General features: G+C 38.1%; 21 protein-coding genes. 12 read left to right on the top strand and 9 right to left on the bottom strand.

Features of this window, described 5'->3' with window-relative positions; all coding sequences use genetic code 11:
• Positions 1–228: 228 nt before the first annotated feature.
• The 4 genes from nhaA (at position 229) to CHU_RS09155 (ending at position 4,435) form a co-directional block, all read left to right on the top strand.
• Entirely contained in the window at positions 229–1,392 is a 1,164-nt protein-coding gene (gene nhaA, locus CHU_RS09170) for a Na+/H+ antiporter NhaA (RefSeq protein WP_011585259.1), read from the top strand.
• Positions 1,393–1,529: 137 nt separating this feature from the next.
• Positions 1,530–2,438, top strand: coding sequence for an ROK family protein (locus CHU_RS09165; RefSeq protein ID WP_011585258.1), 909 nt, complete (start codon positions 1,530–1,532; stop codon positions 2,436–2,438).
• A gap of 98 nt (positions 2,439–2,536) precedes the next feature.
• On the top strand, positions 2,537–3,553 hold the full coding sequence (locus tag CHU_RS09160) for an alpha/beta hydrolase (RefSeq protein ID WP_011585257.1): 1,017 nt from the start codon (positions 2,537–2,539) through the stop codon (positions 3,551–3,553).
• A gap of 84 nt (positions 3,554–3,637) precedes the next feature.
• Positions 3,638–4,435 carry a hypothetical protein gene (locus CHU_RS09155; protein ID WP_011585256.1) on the top strand — a complete coding sequence of 266 codons (798 nt, stop codon included), beginning with the start codon at positions 3,638–3,640 and terminating at the stop codon, positions 4,433–4,435.
• Between the two features lies 1 nt (position 4,436).
• On the opposite strand, the gene CHU_RS09150 is transcribed toward CHU_RS09155, so the two are convergent.
• Complete coding sequence (locus CHU_RS09150; RefSeq protein WP_011585255.1) at positions 4,437–4,838, bottom strand: gamma-glutamylcyclotransferase family protein; 402 nt, start codon at positions 4,836–4,838, stop codon at positions 4,437–4,439.
• Positions 4,839–4,983: 145 nt separating this feature from the next.
• On the opposite strand from CHU_RS09150, the gene CHU_RS09145 reads away from it, so the two are divergent.
• On the top strand, positions 4,984–5,640 hold the full coding sequence (locus tag CHU_RS09145) for a MarC family NAAT transporter (protein ID WP_011585254.1): 657 nt from the start codon (positions 4,984–4,986) through the stop codon (positions 5,638–5,640).
• 3 nt (positions 5,641–5,643) lie between these two features.
• Here CHU_RS09145 and CHU_RS09140 read toward each other — a convergent pair whose 3' ends face one another.
• Genes CHU_RS09140 through CHU_RS09125 form a run of 4 tightly spaced genes read right to left on the bottom strand, consistent with a single transcriptional unit; the run spans position 5,644 to position 7,912 of the window.
• Positions 5,644–6,048 (bottom strand): hypothetical protein, encoded by a 405-nt coding sequence (locus CHU_RS09140; RefSeq protein WP_011585253.1) that lies wholly within the window; start codon positions 6,046–6,048, stop codon positions 5,644–5,646.
• Entirely contained in the window at positions 6,032–6,790 is a 759-nt protein-coding gene (locus CHU_RS09135; RefSeq protein WP_011585252.1) for a class I SAM-dependent methyltransferase, read from the bottom strand. Before CHU_RS09135 ends, CHU_RS09140 begins: the two co-directional genes overlap by 17 nt.
• Positions 6,781–7,518, bottom strand: a complete 738-nt coding sequence (locus CHU_RS09130; protein WP_011585251.1) for a DUF2071 domain-containing protein — start codon at positions 7,516–7,518, stop codon at positions 6,781–6,783. The genes CHU_RS09135 and CHU_RS09130 overlap by 10 nt, the downstream gene beginning before the upstream one ends.
• Before the next feature lies 1 nt (position 7,519).
• Positions 7,520–7,912, bottom strand: coding sequence for a DoxX-like family protein (locus CHU_RS09125; RefSeq protein ID WP_049755516.1), 393 nt, complete (start codon positions 7,910–7,912; stop codon positions 7,520–7,522).
• 483 nt (positions 7,913–8,395) lie between these two features.
• Here CHU_RS09125 and CHU_RS09120 point away from each other — a divergent pair, with 483 nt between their 5' ends.
• Positions 8,396–9,010, top strand: a complete 615-nt coding sequence (locus CHU_RS09120) for a hypothetical protein (protein ID WP_011585249.1) — start codon at positions 8,396–8,398, stop codon at positions 9,008–9,010.
• 93 nt (positions 9,011–9,103) lie between these two features.
• Here CHU_RS09120 and CHU_RS09115 read toward each other — a convergent pair whose 3' ends face one another.
• From CHU_RS09115 to CHU_RS09105, 3 genes are read right to left on the bottom strand one after another with little or no spacing between them, the layout of a single operon-like run.
• Positions 9,104–10,510 (bottom strand): methyltransferase RsmF C-terminal domain-like protein, encoded by a 1,407-nt coding sequence (locus tag CHU_RS09115; protein WP_011585248.1) that lies wholly within the window; start codon positions 10,508–10,510, stop codon positions 9,104–9,106.
• 6 nt (positions 10,511–10,516) lie between these two features.
• Entirely contained in the window at positions 10,517–11,215 is a 699-nt protein-coding gene (locus tag CHU_RS09110) for an SOS response-associated peptidase (protein ID WP_011585247.1), read from the bottom strand.
• Between the two features lie 11 nt (positions 11,216–11,226).
• The gene (locus CHU_RS09105; RefSeq protein ID WP_011585246.1) at positions 11,227–12,189 is read right to left on the bottom strand and encodes a YheT family hydrolase; all 963 of its coding nucleotides are present in this window, start codon (positions 12,187–12,189) and stop codon (positions 11,227–11,229) included.
• 78 nt (positions 12,190–12,267) lie between these two features.
• Between CHU_RS09105 and hisG the strand changes: the two genes are divergently transcribed.
• Together hisG and hisD are read left to right on the top strand one after the other, a co-directional pair.
• Positions 12,268–13,128, top strand: a complete 861-nt coding sequence (hisG, locus tag CHU_RS09100) for an ATP phosphoribosyltransferase (RefSeq protein ID WP_011585245.1) — start codon at positions 12,268–12,270, stop codon at positions 13,126–13,128.
• Between the two features lie 213 nt (positions 13,129–13,341).
• Positions 13,342–14,628 (top strand): histidinol dehydrogenase, encoded by a 1,287-nt coding sequence (gene hisD / locus CHU_RS09095; RefSeq protein WP_011585244.1) that lies wholly within the window; start codon positions 13,342–13,344, stop codon positions 14,626–14,628.
• Positions 14,629–14,798: 170 nt separating this feature from the next.
• Here hisD and CHU_RS09090 read toward each other — a convergent pair whose 3' ends face one another.
• Positions 14,799–15,749: a leucine-rich repeat domain-containing protein gene (locus tag CHU_RS09090; protein ID WP_049755514.1), complete on the bottom strand. Its 951-nt coding sequence runs from the start codon at positions 15,747–15,749 to the stop codon at positions 14,799–14,801.
• A gap of 267 nt (positions 15,750–16,016) precedes the next feature.
• Here CHU_RS09090 and CHU_RS09085 point away from each other — a divergent pair, with 267 nt between their 5' ends.
• From CHU_RS09085 to CHU_RS09070, 4 genes are all read left to right on the top strand, one after another.
• Entirely contained in the window at positions 16,017–16,520 is a 504-nt protein-coding gene (locus CHU_RS09085; protein WP_011585242.1) for a DinB family protein, read from the top strand.
• Positions 16,521–16,862: 342 nt separating this feature from the next.
• Positions 16,863–19,682 carry a T9SS type A sorting domain-containing protein gene (locus tag CHU_RS09080; RefSeq protein ID WP_041932300.1) on the top strand — a complete coding sequence of 940 codons (2,820 nt, stop codon included), beginning with the start codon at positions 16,863–16,865 and terminating at the stop codon, positions 19,680–19,682.
• Positions 19,683–19,729: 47 nt separating this feature from the next.
• Entirely contained in the window at positions 19,730–20,170 is a 441-nt protein-coding gene (locus tag CHU_RS09075; protein WP_041932299.1) for a hypothetical protein, read from the top strand.
• Positions 20,171–20,218: 48 nt separating this feature from the next.
• Entirely contained in the window at positions 20,219–20,848 is a 630-nt protein-coding gene (locus CHU_RS09070; protein ID WP_011585239.1) for a hypothetical protein, read from the top strand.
• Positions 20,849–20,906: the final 58 nt, after the last annotated feature.

Below are 20,906 nucleotides of genomic sequence, written 5' to 3'. Positions count from 1 at the left end.
TGAAAACCTGCAACAGATAAAGCTAATTCTTTCTTTAAAAAGATACTATAGTCAGTCTGCAGAAATTTGCTGATTTAGTAGAGTTAACAGTAATTTATTGAATGATAGTATAGTTATGTATTTTTTCTGTAAAACTTAAGCACATACTACGATACCTATACAGAACTTTCTATTTTTGTTAATCAGGAGCATCGTCCATTACCTCTCAAACACATACTTTTACCGCCCATGAAAGTTACTCAAATGTATAAGAACTTCCTCGAAAATGAAAAAGCAGGAGGAGTTGTACTGATCATTGCAACCATCGTATCATTACTTGTAGCAAATTCTTCGATAGGCCACAGTTATATTGGTTTCTGGGAGATGTTCGTTGGCGGACATACCATAGAACATTATGTGAACGATGGTTTAATGACGATCTTCTTCTTACTTATTGGCCTGGAATTAGAACGGGAAGTGTACGCAGGTGAACTATCCAATTTTAAAAAAGCATTACTTCCGATTATCGCTGCATTAGGAGGAATGATTGTACCTGCCTGTATTCACATGTTTTTTAATACAGGCACACCGTTTCAATCGGGTTCAGGAATTCCGATGGCAACGGACATCGCATTTGCCGTAGGCATTCTTTCCTTACTGGGTAACAAGGTGCCGCTTTCATTAAAGGTATTTCTTACGGCGCTGGCAGTTATTGATGACCTGGGTGCAATATTTACAATTGCTATTTTTTACTCTAGAGGTATTGACGTTATGTATTTAGCCGGCGCTGCAGGTATTTGGGCCGTTCTATTTATTTTAAACCGCCGTAATGTAAATATTCTATGGCCTTATTTACTGGGCGGCATAGTCATGTGGTATTTCATGTTGCACTCAGGCGTACATGCAACAATCACAGGTGTGATCTTAGCCTTTGTAATTCCGTTTGGTAAAGGCGATCCGGATTCCATCTCTATAAAGCTGCAGCATTGGTTACATAAACCGGTGGCATTTATTATTCTGCCCATCTTTGCTTTAGCCAATACATGTATTATTATTGACAGTGATTGGTCAGCATCGCTGATGAGTACAAACAGCATCGGTATTTTCCTGGGTCTTGTTGTTGGTAAGCCGCTTGGTATTACACTGTTCTGTGCTATAGCTGTGTGGCTGGGAATCTGTTCCATTCCGAATGATCTTAAATGGATGCAGGTTATAGGTGTTGCATGTCTGGGCGGCATAGGTTTTACCATGTCCATCTTTATAACCCTGCTGGCGTTTGATGATCATGCGGTTATTTCCGGTTCAAAGATTGCCATTATGCTGTCATCGGTAACAGCAGCCCTTATCGGACTACTGTGGCTAAAAATGACCCTTAAAGAACCTCTTTCCAACGAATTGACAGAAGAGATCTAAGGGGCTTGTTACTAACAGCCTTTTCTATTTACAATAGAATTTCCTATTTTAGAACGCTGAAAAGATCGTTAAACCAGATTAATCGGGTGGAAATGATTATAGAAAGTTGATCGCTTTAAAAACAAATTAATAAAGAAATGATTTTAGGAATTGACGTAGGTGGAACTTCGGTAAAATTTGGTTTGGTTACTCCTGAAGGAGAAATACAAAACGCTACACGTTTTATGACGGCCGACTGGGTAAACGGTATTGGTTTTGTTGAATCGATGAAGCTGGAAATAGGAAATTTTTTGAAACAATACCCAATAGTAAAAGGTGTTGGAATCGGCTGGCCGGGTTTAGTTTCTCTGGACCGCACTAAAGTTATCCTGCTACCGAATATCCCTTCTGTGGTAAATGTGCCTATTGTTGAGATCCTGCGTTCAGAATTTCCGCATATCCATTTTAAAATTGAAAACGATGCGAAATGCGCTGCATTGGGTGAATATTATTTTGGAGAAAACAAACGCATGCAGACCTTTATTCTACTTGCGTTGGGTACAGGAGTTGGTTCCGGTGTTATGATGAACGGCAAGCTGTTTATCGGCGGCCGTGGTAATGGTACAGAAGTGGGGCACATGCTTACAACAAGAGGCAAGTCATTGGAAAATCAGGTTGGGATCAATCATCTGATCGCCTACACACATGAACAGCTGGCATTAGATGTAGCAAAGAAAAGCAGCTTACATACAATAGCTGAATTATCTCCGAAAGTAATTGCAGATCATGCTGCTCAGGGCGATGCTTTGGCATTGGCTGTATGGGCAGATATCGGTACAATTATCGGTGAAAGTCTTGTGAATATTGTACGAGTAATGGATCTGAATAATATTTTATTAGGCGGCGGTATTTCAGGAGCCTTTGATTATTTCGTTCCGAATCTGAAGAAAGCAATGCTGGAACATTTGCCAACATACTATACAGATGATATGTACATCGGTAAAGCTACGCTAGAGAACGATGCAGGCCTGCTGGGTGCTGCCGGACTGATCATGGAAGCGATATAATTAAAAAAATTTTTTATTTGAATGCCCCGCTTTTGGCGGGGTATTTTTGTTTGTAAATCATAATTAATATCATAAATAACATTTCAACTATTTATAAAATGAAAAATAAGATCGAATGTTTACTTTTAAGTTTTTTGCTGCTGATTATTTTATCCTGTACAAAGAACTATTCAAAACAAGAAGAAACACCTAAGCCAACTGAATCGAAAGCAAATTTACGCGTTTCAAATGCTGTTATATATGAAGGTAATTATAAAAATAATGACAGTTTGGATAATACATTTTTTATTCGGTATTATCCGGATGCTCAAACGAAACGCCCTTTAATAATAGCTATTCATGGCGGCGGTTTTACACAACGCGATAAAACAGATTATAATTTACCTGCAACGGCTCAGTTGATTAACAGTAATCAATCTGTAAACGTATTAACCGCAGCAGATCTGGATAATAATGGATTTGCCTATGCATCTATAAATTATACCCTGTTAGCAGATGGGAAAAATGTTACTGTAAAACAATGCTTACAGGATGGCAAAACTTTTTTTGATTATATAAGAACACATGCTGATGAATATAATATAGACAAGAATAAAATTATTTTACTGGGTGATTCAGGCGGGGCCGAAATCTCGCTCTGGATTGGATTGCAATCCGAAAAGAATGGCGGTGCTGTTAAAGGCATTGTAGCGCTTAATCCACAAGCCTCCATGAATATTTTAAAATGGAATGATGAAGTATTTGCTCCGTACAATGCTTCAGATGTGTTATTGAATCAGTATATTGAATGGGGGCAGACTAAGGTAGATAAACGTCTTCTAAGAATGTATGGTACTAAAGACAATGCACAGATTAATGCGTATTCTCTTGAGAACAAATTGCATTTGCTGGATCTAATTGATAGTTCAGATCCGGAATTGTATATGGCTTGCGGTGCTCCACGTAAGGATGCCGTTCATGCGCCCTATCATATCCTGGCTTTAAAACAAAAGTCCCAAAATCGAGGACATTCAGCTAAGATAAATTTCATAGATGGAAATCCTCCATACTATAGCACTTATTGGAATCCAAGTCCGGAAACAGTCATACATTTTTGTGTGCGTAAATGCCAGTAATAGCAAAAACATTATTAGTAAGCAGCCTGTTTATACGGGCTGTTTTTTTTTTGAATAAAAACAGTATCTGATATAACTTACAGAATGAAGAATAAGAAAATCCTGCAACTGATTTTTGCATTGGTCCTACTAATTGGTTTGTGCTTAATGATGTTTAACGTTACCAGAGCATTTGGGTTATTGCTTACATGTGTATTACAGCCTTTAATTGGATTATATTATTTGTCAGTTTTTCAAAAAGAAGAAACCAATGCCAATATTGATAAACTTATTTTTAGATATCCGTTGCTTTTTTCTATTCAAGCCACGTTTATCGGTTTAGTCATACAACGTTTGTTTAGCATTATGCAATGGCCATTTGCTGGACCAATAAAAGTGTGTGCGTGTGCTCTTTCATGTATTACACTTGTGCTTGGTTTATTCTATGTAGTACTGAATAGAAAACGGATACAATCTATTTTTGTAATTGAATTTGTTCTAATATCAATGCCTGTATTAATGTTCATAGGGATTTTTATGCCTAAAAATTATTCAAATGTTGAATATGCTAATGTGTTAAATAAAGAATACATAGATTTATGTAAGATTGAAAAAACGTTATATCAACAGGCGCAAAGAGATACCTCAATTGATTTAACTCAGGTAAATATTTTACAGGAAATGAAAGAACGCACAGAAGTAAACTGGGGCGGAGTCAATGACAAGAACGAAGTAATAGGAGCTTTAAAAAAAATCGATGAAAATGAAAACCGATTTATAGTTCAAAAATTAAATAGCGATAGCTTGTATGCTATTATTAATAAAGAGCCAACAAGTGTAATTGAGTATCTTAACAGGCTAACCAAACTGCAGATTGATCTGTTGCTGAAAGAAAAAAAATAACTCACCGCATCTCAAATACACCGTTTTCAATACGCATGCGTTCACTCACTTCGCCCAGGTATTCATAGATCCAGCACTCCATATCATCGATACGGATGTGCCTGCGTACATAATCCGATGTGATCGGGTCAAGATGCTTTAATTTGATCGCATATTCCTCCTGTGTAATAGCATCTTCATACTGATCAATCGTTTCCAGCAGTACAGGTGAATTGATCCGGTAGATCTCACCGAAGACCAGATTTTCTCCGCCCAGCTTCAACGCCGGGTACCAGTCTTTCATATACATGTCGCCTTTTACAACCGCATGGCACAGCCATTCTGTATTCGCATGAAAGACAGCCGTGAATGCATTGAGGTTTTTATACGTCTTCTTAAGTGTGCCGTAAACAAAGATGTGCATACCTGAATATAATCAAAAAAAATATATCATTCTGCAGTGAAGCAATAAATTGGTTATTAAACCCACGTAATAAATTGCGTCTCTACGAAATGTTTGGTAACTTATATCATAACCAATTCATACAATACTTATACATTAAAAACGCATGGACTTAATTTTTGCAACGGTTGCAGCACTTTTACCCATTATCAATCCTTTCAGCACGGCACCTATGTTTTTATCGCTCACACAGGGTGACACCAAATCGTATCGAAACGCACAGGCTACGCAGGGTGTAATCTACATGCTGGCAATTTTGCTGGTCTCGCTGGTGGGTGGCTCGTTTATTATGAATTTCTTTGGTTTGTCTATGCCGGGCATGCGTATTGCCGGCGGCATACTGGTAGCAGGTGTTGGTATGAAAATGCTCAAACCAAATGATGAAATTGAAACAACAGAGGCAGAAACAAAAGAAGCTGAAAATAAAAAAGATATTTCGTTTACCCCTTTGGCCATGCCCAGTTTAAGCGGACCGGGTTCTATCTCGGTTGTTATCGGTATGAGTTCACTGGCTAAAAATATTTCCGATTATTGTTATATCGCGCTGGGTATTATATTTGTTGCCTGCGTGGTGCTGCTTGTATTACGTTCGTCTGTTGGACTTGTAAAAGTACTTGGCGTGAATGGTCTGCACGCAATGACAAAGATTATGGGTTTTCTTATTTTGTGCGTTGGTATTCAGTTTATCATACACGGTACCATGGATATTCTGACAGGAAATGAAATGCTTGAGTTTTTAAAGAAGGTGCATCAGAATGTATAGAGGCTATGCATTCTCAATAAAATAGTTTGAAATAAATACCATACTAAGATACGTCCACATGAATGAAAATAAAATGTGAACAGATGTTTCAAACCGTTTGCCTTTCCAGAGTTCAGAAGAATAACCGAAGAATTGCACATATAAACGTATCGCCCAGAATACACCCAATCCAAGCGATATCTTTTTTCCGAATGCGGTATATACCAGATCGTGTGCAGAGCTGAGGCATAAGATGCCCATGAGAAAAACAATCAGCGCAATAAAGAAGGTGTGAACAAGCATGATCTGACGGTTGATCAGACTCAAGGTACTTAATTCTGTATCCCAGTTAAACCGTTTGGGGAAAATGATGTGTACCAAGGCCAATAGAATAAAGAGCAGGCCGATAAGTTTAAATTGAATTTCCATACCGAGTAAGAATAAACGTTGAAATAAAAGGCGTTGTTTTTATTTCCTGTATTACCTGTAACCCCGATTGCTTAAAGGTTTGCAGCCAGGTATTTTTAGAATGAAAATGAAAGAAGCCGATATTATATGCCAGAAAATTTGGTACATCACGCAGGTGTTCGGTGATATATATGTTGCCGCCTGGTTTCAGTATCCGGAATAATTCTTTGAAAAAACGAATGCGTTCTGCCGCATCACGTATTTCATGTGCAGATAAGGCAACAACAATTGTATCTACCGAAGCATCCGTAAGAGGAATGTAATCAGTGGAGATACTTTGTGTACCCGGAAAAGGAGGGTACGCTTCTCGGGCTCGTTTAATGGATACTTCCGTATGTTTTATCGGGTCATAAAAATCAAATACGCTGAGAGAAGCCTCTGGAAAGGCCTGTATCAATAACGTACTGGTTTCATCAAAACCGGAATGTATATTTATAATTACCTGGTCTGAATCTTTTTTATCCATCCAGTTTAAGTTGTACAGATCGGAAAGATCGTATACATAAAAGGACGCAAGCAGTGAAACAGCTATGCAACTCACTATAAGGAAACACAGAATATATACGAATGGCTGAAATACCGTTCCAATCTGTTGGGCCAGCAACAATAATAACATAACCGTACCAACAGCAAGTACATAAAAATGCCAGTTGAACCGGATAATATTGCCTACACCCTGAAAGGATTTTCGGTTTATTTCCATATTTCTTTTTTACCTTTCTTCCAGTAATACGGAATATTTTTGATCATAAACGCATTTGCCAGAACAGCGTTTTTAAGATCGAGTGTATCTAAAAAAGAAAAATGATAATCGTGCACACGGATAGGGTTGGGTGTCCAGTTTTCACGTACGCCTTCAATGATCAGCACTTCTTTGGTAACTGTATTATAGGTGAACGTAAACGGGAGCGGACCGGCAAACCTTCTGGCTTCTTTCCAGCCGGAAAACGGCGAATCTTCAGGTAACGCTGCAGGAGCGTCTGTTGTATCAATTGTAACAGTAAAGCCGGATTTTATGGAAGCGATTTTTTTCCTGTCTTCAAACTGGGTTTGCAGAATATCGGTAGTAGTATAATTGTAATGGGTAAAGATGTTTCCCATTATTTCCATTTTCTTTTTATCTGTTTCAGATTTTAAAATGTACAAACCGCGTAAGCGTTTGCCCGCGGAATTCGTATACCGCACAAATACGCGGTAGCCGATCAGAAAAAAATCATTGCCCATAAATGCGGGAAAACCTTTTGGACGGAGATGTTTCGTCTGCACCATGGCAGCGGCAACAAACCCATACTGATCGTTATGGGTATCGAGTTCAAGACACGCTGGAATCAAGGCCTGCAGCTCTTCTTTAGGTATAGCAAATGTTAATACCAGGGATGATTCAAAAAAAGCTTCAACGGCAAAGGGATGATCTTTCAGGAAGGACAACATATTAGGATTGGTGATCTAGTTGTTTTTTATTCAGATAACATTCATTGAGATAAATAACACCAATAAATAACAAGGCAAAAAATGCATTCCATTTACCCCAAAGCAATAGATCCGGTACCAATATAAATTCCATTGTATTCATGGTTATAATAACAGCTATTTGTGTAAATGCGTTGAACCGTGCTTTAAAGCCGCTGATAATCCACACGGCCATAATAATTTCTGATACGCCTATAGCTGTGGTTAATACCCGTGCGTGTTCATTACCTAATATGCGTGCAACGATCTGCTGATGCCTGGGTACAAGATTGAGTACTTTACAAAGCAAGCCGTTTGCCAGCCACACCAGTGTGATCAGGGTCGTAAGGATTTTATGTATAAAAGATATTGTCATTTGATACTGCAATATGTATGAAAAATAATACGAAAAAAAGTTTCAACGGTTTGTAATTGACCTTCAATAATGACCATGAAAGCTAAAAAGCAGTCTAATGACTGCTCTAATTTAATCTAACGATCTGTTAAAACTTACCGTAACATTTATGTGATGGATAAATGGTTTTTTTTTGACACATATTTCAAGTAAAGTTCTTTTTCCTAAATCTCATTCATCTTATTTTTTATTCATTGTTCTTTTGCCTTGATGCAAAAGAACCAAAAAATCCAGGCTGATTTCAAATAAGCTAAAATTTTGAATCTTCGCCGCGGCGAAGAACCAAAATTTCTTAACGCAATTTGAAATGAGGCCGTTTGGTGTTGGTTATATAAACAGAAATTTTTAAAGAACATTTTTCCCCATAAATGGGGAATGTATAAATAATAGATAAATATCGAGAGTAAGTTTGTTTGTTCCATAAAATTTAAAATTATCTAAAAAATGAAAAATCATCTACAATTATTTAATGAGATATCTACAGTAGATTATCTCTCAGAGTACCTCAAAAAATGCTTTTCTCAAGTATTTGATCAAGATGTTTTACATCTTTCTGAAGATGAGATTAAAATGCTTGCTAAAGCATTGGCTGGTAAACACAAAATTGAAGAAATTCCCTTAAGTATTTTAAAAGAATATAAAAGAATTGATCCACCGGTATCAAAATGTGTTTCAAAAGTGGAATTTGATGGCGGAGGGACTTATTATGTATTCATTCGATATCAGATAGCTCACTCAGTCCAAAATTTGACTTTGTTAGAATTGTATCCGAAGAATTTTCACAAGAATATAATTGATAAACGTGATTCAGAAATCACTGAAAATCATATTGAGTTCCATGTAAACTCTAATCATTGTAGTGAAAACATTCCTGATCACAAAAAGCTTCTAATCGTTCAAAAGAGAGAAGAAATAATTGCAGACATAAGAATAAAAGTTCAAGGAATAAATGAAGAAACAGGTGAATTCAACAATGAATTAGAAGATAAATTTGTCGTTTTCCTTACCAATATGAAAAATGATTTGATAAATAAGAAAAATCGTTTTAATGGTTTATAACTAGTAAGTCGTTGGACCGAAAAAAAGCGGTCTGACGACTGCTCTTGATTATGACAAACGATATCTTAAAACGTATTACCTAAAACGTAACACTTATTCCCCAATCATAAACCGCTTACTCACGCCGTCCCACTGATTGCGGATGCGCCATTCAGACGGAAAGTAGTTGTTGAACCGGTTTGGCATGGCTTTGATCCAGCCCAGCGGCACACCCTTGTAACACATAATGTTCCAGCCGCTTGATTCCTGCGCTAACACAAAGTCTTCTTTACTCAGATACTTAATCGCTTCTTCGTAGCTCAGCTCAATACACGTAAATAGTTCTTTATTCAGATGAATAGACATTGCTACAGCAATATCCGGTAAAAAATCTTTTCCCTTTAATGTACCAAGCGGAGTACCCGCACGATAAATTTTAAGGCACATACTGATCTGTTCCAGTGCATCTTTAAATGTTTGAGCGAAACAACGGAATTCTTCTTTATGCAAAAAGACATACGCGTCTTCTTTTGTTAAAATAGTTTTTGTTATCTCCGGTATGGTTTGTTTTTGCTGGACTTTACGGTCTTTGCTCCACTTTTCGCGCTTACCGGTATGGTTTGTCCATGCAGCGCTTTCCGGCTTGCGGATCACACTGGCAAAGAAGCCTTCACCTGTAACCTTATGCGGATAGAAGCGATAAAAATGTATGCCGTTTTCGTTTCCGGTTTCAACACCTTCAAAAGCAGGAATATTTAACTCAATACCTTCCGCCTGATACTGTTCCTGCATCCAGCGCATGTTCTCTTCATTCTCTTTGCGATTAAATGTGCAGGTAGAATAAATAATAATACCTCCCGGTTTTAACACCTGCCAGATATCACTTAAAATGCGCCTTTGTCTGCTGCAGCACAGGTCTACATGAGCTGTATCCCATTCGTTGATAGCGGCAGGATCTTTCCGGAACATCCCTTCGCCCGAACACGGCGCATCTACAACAATAATATCAAAGAAGGTACCTAAACGGTCAAAGTCTGCCGGGTCGTTATGTGTAACGATCACATTATTGTACCCCCACTTCAGTAAATTTTCATCCAGAATATTTACCCGTGTTTTAATTACTTCGTTGCTTATCAGCAAATGTTTTTCATCCAGTACATCGCAGATCAACGTAGACTTGCCGCCCGGCGCAGCGCACAGATCCAGCACGGTTAGTTCTTCCTTGTCTTTGATACAGGCTTCAAGCAGTTGTGCAAGAAACATCGAACTTGCTTCCTGTACATAATAGGTGCCGGCATGAAACAGGGGATCGTAGGTTACGGTAGCCTCTTCGTCTAACCAATAACCATTTTTATACCAGGGAACCTGGGTTAAGCCCATCGGCTGCGGCCATTTATGCGGATGCAGACGTATACTGCGTCTGGAAGGACGCAGTAATGCTGATTCAAATGCTGTATAGTCATTACCCAGAAGTGTCTCCATCTGAGTAATGAAGGCCTGAGGTAATTGTATATCCGCCATGATGGATTAGTCGAATAGAGAGAAGGATTCTCCCGGATAGATCTTAGGTGCAGGCTGAATACACTCGGGTGTATCGTTTGATGCCGCGTTCACCGATTTATGTGCCTTGTATGAAGCCATCGATTGTGCTTCATATGGTTTAAGCAGACTGCTGATCTGGCTGTCTGTAATGCTTTCAGAGATCCATAAACGTTCCAGATCTTTACGCAGGATCACCGGCATGCGCTCATGTACATCGCTTACCAGTTTATTGGCTTCCGTTGTAATGATTGTTACGGTATTTAAAATATCACCTGTTTCCTGGTTTTCCCACGAATCCCATAAGCCTGCAAAGCAGAATAGATCTTCGTTGCTTAAGGTAAAACGGAACGGTATTTTTGCTTTGCCTTCTTTTTTCCATTCATAAAAACCATCTGCCGGTATCAGGCAGCGCTGATCTTTTACACAATGTTTGAAAGGAATTTTTGATGTTATGGTTTCACCGCGTGCATTAATCATGTTTGCAGCGGTTGATGCATCAAGCGACCAGCTTGGCACCAGGCCCCAACGCATGAAACTGATCTCATTTGGTTTTTTGCTCGTGATAACGGGCAATTGCTGCAAAGGGGCAACGTTATACCTGGGCTTAAAATTAGCCGGTGCACCAACATTGAAACGCTTTGCGATTTCTTCTTTACTTTTTGCTATTGAAAAACGACCACACATATAGCTGCAAGTTAGAGATATTGTTGAATAAATTCAACGCATCTGTCTTCTGACCAATAAAACCCTGTATTATTAAATTGAGAAAAGCCGCAATGACCGCCATGTTTTGATATTTCCAGAAAGAAATCCTGCATTTTACGGGCTTCTTCGACAGGATAACACGCCTGCGTTAAAAAAGGATCATTTTGCGCTGTAATTAAAATGGTGGGTAACTTTATCTGTTGAATGTAAAATAAGCTGCTGTTTACGTGCCAGTAATCCTGTGCGTTTTTAAAACCATGTAACGGTGCCGTATACATTTCATCGAATGCATCAAAGGTACGTATCCCCTCCAGAGGTTTCGGATCGAGTGCAGGGTAACGGGTCGCTTTTTCCCTTACTTTCTTTTTCAATGAACGCATAAAACGGTTCATGTATACCATGCTTTCCCATTTTGCAAGATGCGCTGCACCCGAAGCCAGATCGCAGGGTACAGAGAACGTTACGGCACAGCGCAAACGTGCATCCAGAATATTTTCCTGTTCCCCCAGATATTTCAATGTAATATTTCCGCCCATGCTAAAACCAATCAGGATCAGATCTTGATAATCAGCTGGAAAAACAGCCAGTTCCAGCATTGTTCTCAGATCCTGTGAGTCTCCGCTATGGTAAAAGCGCAATAAACGGTTAGGTGTGTCGCTGCACCCACGGAAATTCCAGATCAGCACATCATATCCTTCCGCAATCAGGCGTTTGGCCATCCAGCGGGCATAGGTGCTTTTTGAGCTGCCTTCCAGACCGTGGGAAACGATCATTAATTTAGATGATCCTTGTCGGTACCAATCCAGGTCCAGAAAATCACCATCTGGCAATTCCAGGCGTTCTGTTTGTGTTACTAGCTGAGCATCAGGTCTGAATAATGCCGGATAAATGGTTTCCAGATGTTTATTGGCTAAGAAAGCCGGACGTTTGTATGTAGATGAAATAAGAGGCAAGGGATTTACTGCTTTTTTACTTTATAAATAAATAGAATTGTGCCATATTTGTCGGTATTTCAAAGATAATCAAAAACTATGTCAACTGTTTTACGTCTGGCAATCCAGAAGTCGGGAAGATTGAGTGAAGAATCAATCAAATTAATTAAAGAATGTGGTATCGAATTCAGCAGTGGTGGTGGCACCTTGAAATCAGTTGCATATAATTTTCCTTTAGAGGTTTTATTTTTAAGAGACGATGATATTCCGGGTTATGTGGCCGACGGCGTAGCAGATATTGGTATTGTAGGCGAGAATGTGGCGGTTGAGACACGGAAGAAGATGGATACGGTTCGTCAGTTAGGTTTTTCTAAATGCCGTTTATCTATTGGTGTTCCTAAAGCAATGGAATTTACAGGTAAAGAAAGCCTGAACGGTATGCGCATTGCCACGTCGTACCCGAATATTTTATCGGATTATTTATTTGAAAATAACATAAAGGCAAGCATTCATGAAATCAGCGGTTCGGTAGAAATTGCACCGGGTATTGGTCTTGCCGATGCCATCTGTGATATCGTAAGCTCAGGAAGTACATTAATAAGCAATGGGTTAAAAGAAACTGAAGTAGTGTTCCGTTCTGAAGCGATCTTAGCGGCTTGTCCGCAGTTGAGCGCAGAAAAGAAAGCTATTCTGGATGAATTGATGTTCCGTATTTCTGCAGTTAAGAATGCAGAGAAAACAAAATATATTATGCTTAACGTTCCGGATCATGCGATTCAAACAGTTACGGCATTGTTACCAGGTGTAAAAAGCCCAACCGTAATGCCGTTAGCTGAAAAAGGCTGGAGCTCGTTACATTCAGTAGTAAAGGAAAGTGATTTCTGGGAAATATTAAGCAAGCTGAAAGAAGCAGGTGCAGAAGGCATTCTGGTGCTGCCGATTGAGAAGATCGTGAAGTAGTACGGAGTACTAAGTACAGAGTACGGAGTATAAAGTATAAAGAACAAGTATATAGTACATAGTACTGAGTACAAAGTATGCGAAGACTTTATATTCAGTACTCTTTTTTTTACAAGCTATTTATAAATAATAAATAATAAATCAATACCAAGAATTTTGTACTCTGTACTCTGTACTTAGTACTCTATACTAAAAACAGTACTTTATACTCATATGAAAGTCTATAAATATCCCGCAGCATCTGATTGGTCAAGCCTTCTCAAGCGCCCTGTAATGGAAGCGGCGGAGCTGGAGGGGCGTGTTCTTGCGATTTTGAAAGAAGTTCAGGAACGTGGTGATGCAGCACTGATTGATTTTGCGTTGAAGTTTGATGGTGCTGCACCGAAGTCTTTGTTAGCAACCGATGCAGAGATTGCAGAAGCAAAGGTATTGGTTTCAGAAGAATTAAAAGCAGCCATTCAGGTTGCTAAAACAAATATTGAGAAATTCCACACCGCGCAAAAAGAAGTACAGATAAGTGTAGAGACAATGCCTGGTGTGAACTGCTGGAGAAAGAGTTTACCGATCGAAAAAGTAGGGTTGTACATTCCGGGTGGTACAGCGCCTTTGTTCTCAACCATCTTAATGCTGGGTGTTCCCGCAACCATCGCAGGTTGTTCGCAGCTGGTGTTGTGTACGCCGCCGAATAAAGAAGGAAAAATTCATCCGGCAATTTTATATACAGCAAATTTACTGGGTATTAAAACCATTGTTAAAGCAGGCGGCGCACAAGGCATTGCAGCGATGGCCTTTGGTACCGCATCTGTTCCAAAGGTGTACAAGATTTTTGGTCCGGGAAACCAATACGTAACAACAGCCAAACAACTGGTTACAAAATATGGTGTTGCAATCGATATGCCGGCCGGTCCGTCGGAGGTTGCCGTTATAGCAGACAAACAGGCGAATGCTGCATTTGTTGCAGCCGATTTATTGTCGCAGGCAGAACACGGTGCCGACAGTCAGGTAGTGCTGATAAGTGATAGTGAAGACATGATTAATCGGGTGCAAACTGAAGTTGATGCGCAGCTGGAAAAACTATCACGGAAAGATTTAGCTGCCAAAGCGTTGGATAACAGCAAAGCTTTTTTAGTAAAAGATATGAATGAGGCTATGGCGATGAGTAATCTCTATGCACCGGAACACTTGATTTTACAAGTAGAAGATTTGGATAATCTGGTGGCTAAGGTTGTAAATGCCGGTTCTGTGTTTATCGGTCCATACACGCCTGAATCTGCAGGTGATTATGCATCGGGTACCAATCACACCTTACCGACTAACGGATACGCCACAGCATATGCAGGCGTATCGCTAGATTCCTTCATCCGTAAAGTAACGTTTCAGAAGATCACTAAGGAAGGTTTGCAGAAGATTGGTCCGGTGATTGAAACCATGGCTGCCGCCGAAATGTTGGATGCGCATAAGAATGCGGTGACGCTTCGTCTGAAAGAAATAAACAAGTAGAGACGCAATGGATGCAGCTCTTTAAAAAATATAAAAAGTACACACACGCATACATACATACATACATACATACATACATAGAATTTATTCGTCTGTAACACGAATAAAACAATAACCGCTTTGGTGCACGTGCACCAAAGCGGTTATTGTTTTATCATACTATAGATTTTTTATTTTGCCAGTTTTGCACGGCTTCCGTCTGTATACAAATAAATATAAATGCCTTCCTGTGCATTTGATTCACTTATTTCCGCACCCGTGATTGTATATACTTTATACACTACTTTTGCGGCAGCGGTTGATTGCTGATCATTCACATCTGTTGTCAGTATACAATTGTTGCTCCAAACGGCATCGTCATCTTTCTGCCAGTTGGGTGTAAGTGACAGCTGTTGTGTAGTGACGCAGATCTGTTCCAGGTTTTCATTGTTCATACAGTTTACGTATTCTAATGCGGTGTTTTTGGTAAGATCCAGACTGCTTATACTAAGATCGGAACATAATAAAAATTGTAATTCCATATTGCTGCTTAGGTCAAGCGAAGTAATATCGGTATTTCGGCAGTCCAGCTCTTTCAGATGGATATTTTTACTTAAATCAAGCGACTCAATTTGATTTGCTCCACACTCTAAATGTTCAAGATTTGCATTCATACTTAAATCTAAAGATGTTAAATGCGTATTGTGACAAGAAAGGAATTCCAATGCCGGACAATTGCTCAGATCAAGAGCATCAATTGGTGTATACGGACACACCAGATGTTTTAATTTTGTATTCTGGCTCAGGTCAATAGCGGTTATCTGCGTGTAAGCTAACACCAACGTGATCAGCTTAACATTTTTACTTACATCAATAGAGCTAAGAATGAAATTTTCATATATATACAGCGTATCCAAATTGATAAAATATTCAATACCAGTAAGGTCTTCAATACTTTTATGAGATACATTCAGATAGTGTACAGCTTCGGCTTCGCTGACCTGAATTTTTGTGTCATTGTTTGCATCAATTCCAAGATCAATTAATGCAGCTTTAAAATTTGCATCCGGAATTGAAACCTCTTGAGCCTGCAGGAATACATGTGTGAATAAAAGTGAAAAGATTAGAAATAGATTTTTCATATACATTTGGTTTTTAAAAATACGATTGTATAAAGATATTTACATTAAATTGAATTATATCTTTACATAAGATAAAAATATTTTAGTGTGCATAAATACTTGTACATTTTATTGATCCAAATAATTTCTATCTCGGATAGATGGAAAGAAGTTATTAGTTGAAACAGCAAATACTGTCTTAAATGCCCCTGCATAATGGCATGATTGCCCGTTGGTATTGTAGTAAGAAGTATTATTTTTATAAATAACTATTCAACCACATATATCATGACACATCAGGAACTTTTAGCACAGCTTACACATACAACTGATGAGCTTATGCATCTGCTCACCCCTTTGTCCGAAAATCAATTAAATGCAGTACCATTTGAAGGCAGCTGGACACCCGGCCAATTAGGCGATCACTTATATAAATCGTATGGTATTGCGGCGATATTAAACGGTAAAACAGAAGCAACGGCACGGCCGGTAGAAGAGAAGATCGGACCCATAAGAGAGCTGTTTCTGAATGTTGATGTTAAAATGCAATCGCCTGAATTTATCGTGCCCGGCACGGGCCCGTTTGATAAAACAATACTTTTGAGCGGACTGAATAAACGGATAAACGGCATCAAGGATTTTATACATACAGGAGAGGATCTCACACGAACCTGTCTCGATTTTGAACTTCCCAATGCGGGCAAACTTACCCGTACAGAGTGGATTCAATTTATGACAGTGCACACGGTAAGACATGTAAATCAGTTGAAGAAGATTGTGGCCGGGGTGTAAATTTGGAAAAAATTAACTTTAGCGGATACCTCCCAACTTAACAATAACAGTTCAAGGCTATTATTCTTTTACTAAAGATAGCAGGCAGATTTGGTGAACTCGAGGTGAATGTTAAGCTTTTGACTTTAAACAAAATGAATGAAAACCTGATTCTCGATTTCTTTCGTATTCAAGTAGTTTTTTTTCTGTCGGTGAAAGTATCGTTGTGATTTAATAAAATATAATTGTATTATTATGATTTATAATTTAAGAATTGATTTGACTGCTGGTTAATTGAACATCTTAGATTATATTTTATTGGTCATGATTTAAATATATATAACATTTTATTCAACAGAAATAATGAAACTCATAATTAAAACACTATTAAATTTATTAGTCATACTTTTTTTATTAGATGTCAATATTGGTTATGCTCAATGTAAATGGGAGCCGTTGGGTCCGGAAGAAGGAAATCAACCCAGTTATAATATTGCCGGGGAAAATGATATAGCATTGGATATAAATGGAATTCCTTACATCGTCTATCAGGACTGGGATAGTGGCACTAAAGCTTCTGTTAAAAAATTTGACGGACAATCTTGGAAATTTGTTGGTATGCCAGGCTTTTCTGATGGTCCTGTTTCTAATACAACGATCACGATAGATAAAAATCAAACTCCTTATGTTGCTTATAGAGATTATTTAAAAAATAATTCACCGGCAGTAAAGAAATTTAACGGGACATCATGGGAGACGGTTGGAACTCCGGAGTTTTATCCGCATTCTGTATACTCTTTATCTATTGCTTTAGATGGGCAGGGGGTGCCTTATATAATATTTGGCACTAGTGATAGCGGTAAAATATCGGTTATGAAGTTTACCGGTACAAATTGGGAATATGTTGGTTTAGCAGACTTTTCACCAACATATTCTCAGGAGTTATCTTTGTTTATAGGTGCGAATAATTTGCCATATGTTGCATTTACAGATGCGGTACAATCATCAGCTGTTTCATTGATGAAGTTTACAGGTACAAGCTGGGAGTATGTTGGATCTCCAGGATTTTCAAATGGAATAGCTTCTTCAGTATCATTAGTTCTGGATGCAAACAATGTTCCTTATGTATCCTATGTTGATAAAGCAAATAATTCAAAATTGTCGGTTATGAAATTTAATAGCGGAAGTTGGTCTTATGTAGGTCAGCCAGGCATTTCTTCGGGTGCTGCGATTAGTACTTCTATGGTGTTGGATGTAAATGGGAATCCAACTGTTTTATATACTGAAAATTTCGGTATGGCTACTGTTGTAAAATTTAATGGGACTACATGGGAACGTGTAGGAAATACAGAATTTTCGTATGGTTATGCCAGTTACCCGGCCCTTGCAATTAGTAATAATGGTACTTTATATGCAGGTTTTCAAGATTGTGGGGTTGCTTGTAAAGCACTTGTAATGAAGTTTGATGGTGGAACATCCTGGGAAAATATTACTGGAACTGGGTTTTCAGATGGACCTGTAGGAAGTCTTTCTAAAATAATATTGGATGATTCAGGTACCCCATATGTATTTTTTTCAGATTTGGAACATAGTAAAAAAGCTTCTGTAATGAAATTTAATGGAATGGCTTGGGAGTATGTAGGTACTCCGGGTTTTTCATTAGGCGAAATATCTTCACCTTCTCTAGCTATAGATACTGGCGGATTTCTTTATGTAGCTTATAAGGATGTTGCAAATGAGGATAAGGCAACCGTTATGAAATTCAACGGTGTTTCGTGGAATAATATCGGGGAAGCAGCAGGATTTTCTTCAGGGGGCGTTAATTATACTACAATTGCTATTGACAGCAATAATGTTCCTTACATAGCATTTATGGATTGGGCAAATACCAGTAAAGCAACTGTAATGAAATTTAATGGAATGAATTGGGTATATGTTGGACTGCCAGGATTTTCTGAATCTTATGCTAGTAATATTACATTAATAATAGATGGTAATAATACTCCTTATGTTCTATACCAGGATTGGACAAAAGATATGAAAGCCACTGTACTGAAATTTAATGGAAATGATTGGCAACCTGTAGGCGATATGGGATTTACAAAGGGCGTAGCAGAATTTTTAACTATTGAATTAGATAATAATAATATGCCATATGTAGTTTACAGAGATTATACAAATGGCGGAAAAGCTGCAGTAAAAAAGTTTAATGGAACTACATGGGTTAATGTAGGACCAGAATGGATTTCAGCAGGAGAAGTAGTAAGTGCAGGTATGGCATTTGATCATAACGGACAACTTTACATAACATTTAGTGAGCTCTCAAATAGATCAAAGGCAACTGTTATGAAATTTAATGGTGTTTCCTGGGATTATGTTGGAGATAGAGGTTTTACTAAGGCTCGTGCAACTAATACATCTCTTGCAATAAATAAAAATGGTGTGATATATATTGTATATAGCAATGGGTTTCCGTTTGCTCAAAAACTAGGGTTGAATGTTGGTGCTACCAATATTTCTGTAACTACCTGTTTGGGAAATAGCCCCATATTAAATAATACTGTTGCTGGCGTGACTTATAATTGGACCGGTCCGGATAATTTTACATCATCAGCACAGAATCCGGTCATTAATAATATTTCAAGAACACAGGAAGGAATTTATAACGTGACAGTAACAAATCCAGATGGATGTGTTGGATATAATTCCATAAAAGTGAATATTAGTACACCTAATACATCCGTGTCTCAAAATCAATTACAATTGAAAGCAAATTTGAATGGTGCTTCTTATCAATGGATAGACTGTACAACTATGCAACGTATTAGTGGTGCTACAAATCAAACGTATACACCAGCTGCTATGAATGGCCGGTATGCTGTAATTGTAACGTCCGGTATAGGCTGTTCGGATACTTCAAGTTGTTATGGCACAATTACTACAGATTTTAATACGGTGAATCAAGAAACTGGATGGAATATTTACCCCAACCCGAATAACGGTACGTTTACAATTGAGTCAAGTAAAAATGGTGTGTTTGAGCTTATGGATATTACAGGTAAGGTAGTGGCTACATATGAAAAAAATGAAGAAAATTTAAATATAACTTTACAGCTACCAAAATCTATGTACTTCATTCGTGACAAATCGAGTAGTTCTATGAAAAAAATTATACTTGAATAACCGTATATTTACAAAATATCTATTTGTTTAATCAATCAAACATACAAATGAAAAATGTACTTGTTCTGGTAACGGTTCTCTGGATTTTTTCCTGCTCGACAGATACTATAAAAGGTGGTATAAACAAAGCCGGGAATGTTGCCGGACAAACAGCAGGTGAATTTATTGAAGGTGCTGCAAAGGGCGTTGAGAAAGCATTTGACGTGAAAGTGACCTTGCCTGAAAATTTAAAAAAACATGGTGTTGAGTTTGGTAAAACGTATGTTACCAGCGATAGTATTGGTACAGACAATTTATTGATGGTATACGTTATTTTCAATAAACCCTATACGGATACGCTTGTTGCAAAAGTTTTTGATGATAACCAATTAGAAATGGGGCGTGTATCTGCTGTAGTGAGTGGCTTTCAGAATGAAGCAAAATTTGTAGCGTTTCATTTTGATAAACGCACCAATATTGATAGCAAGAATACATTAACCGTTGAATAATTATTCCTTAAATATCCCCGTTAGTACCTTTAAACATTTAATAATTTCATGAAAAAACTATTCCTATTTTTAATTTGTGTATGCTCAATTTCAGTTGTTCAGGCACAAAAGACAGCCATTACAGAAACCGGTGAAGAAGTAATTCTTTATTCGGACGGAACGTGGAAATTGAAAAACGGCGAAACAAAGGCAGCGGTTATTGCTGTAAACCCAAAGAAGTTTGTTAAACCGGTAACGTCTACATTTTTACTCAAAAGTACAAAGTTGAATATTGGTGTATGGATAGATTCTAAAACATGGACATTCAAAAAGGCCGCAAGCAACGAAGATGCTGAATATGAATTTCAATTAAAAGATGGTGATTTGTATGGAATGATGATTACTGAAAAAGTTGAAATTCCATTGGAAACATTAAAGGAAATTGCATTGGAAAACGGGAGAGCAGTTTCTCCGGATATTACGATCGTGAAAGAAGAGTATAGAACGGTGAATAATGTTAAAGTACTTATGCTGCAGATGAATGGAACCATTCAGGGAGTGAAGTTTACGTATTTTGGTTATTATTATTCAAATGCAAATGGTACTGTTCAGTTTCTGACATACACGTCTCAAAATTTATTTGCTACGTATAAAGTAAAATCAGAAGATTTGTTGAATGGTTTCGTAGAAATTAAATAAGTACAATCGACCATGCATAAAACCTCCTGTCTGCCTAATGTTTAGCGGGACAGGAGGT

It is taken from the genome of Cytophaga hutchinsonii ATCC 33406, from assembly GCF_000014145.1.
Taxonomy (GTDB): Bacteria; Bacteroidota; Bacteroidia; order Cytophagales; family Cytophagaceae; genus Cytophaga; species Cytophaga hutchinsonii.
The sequence above is the reverse complement of the archived record's forward strand: the minus strand, read 5'-3'. Positions and strand labels throughout refer to the sequence as shown.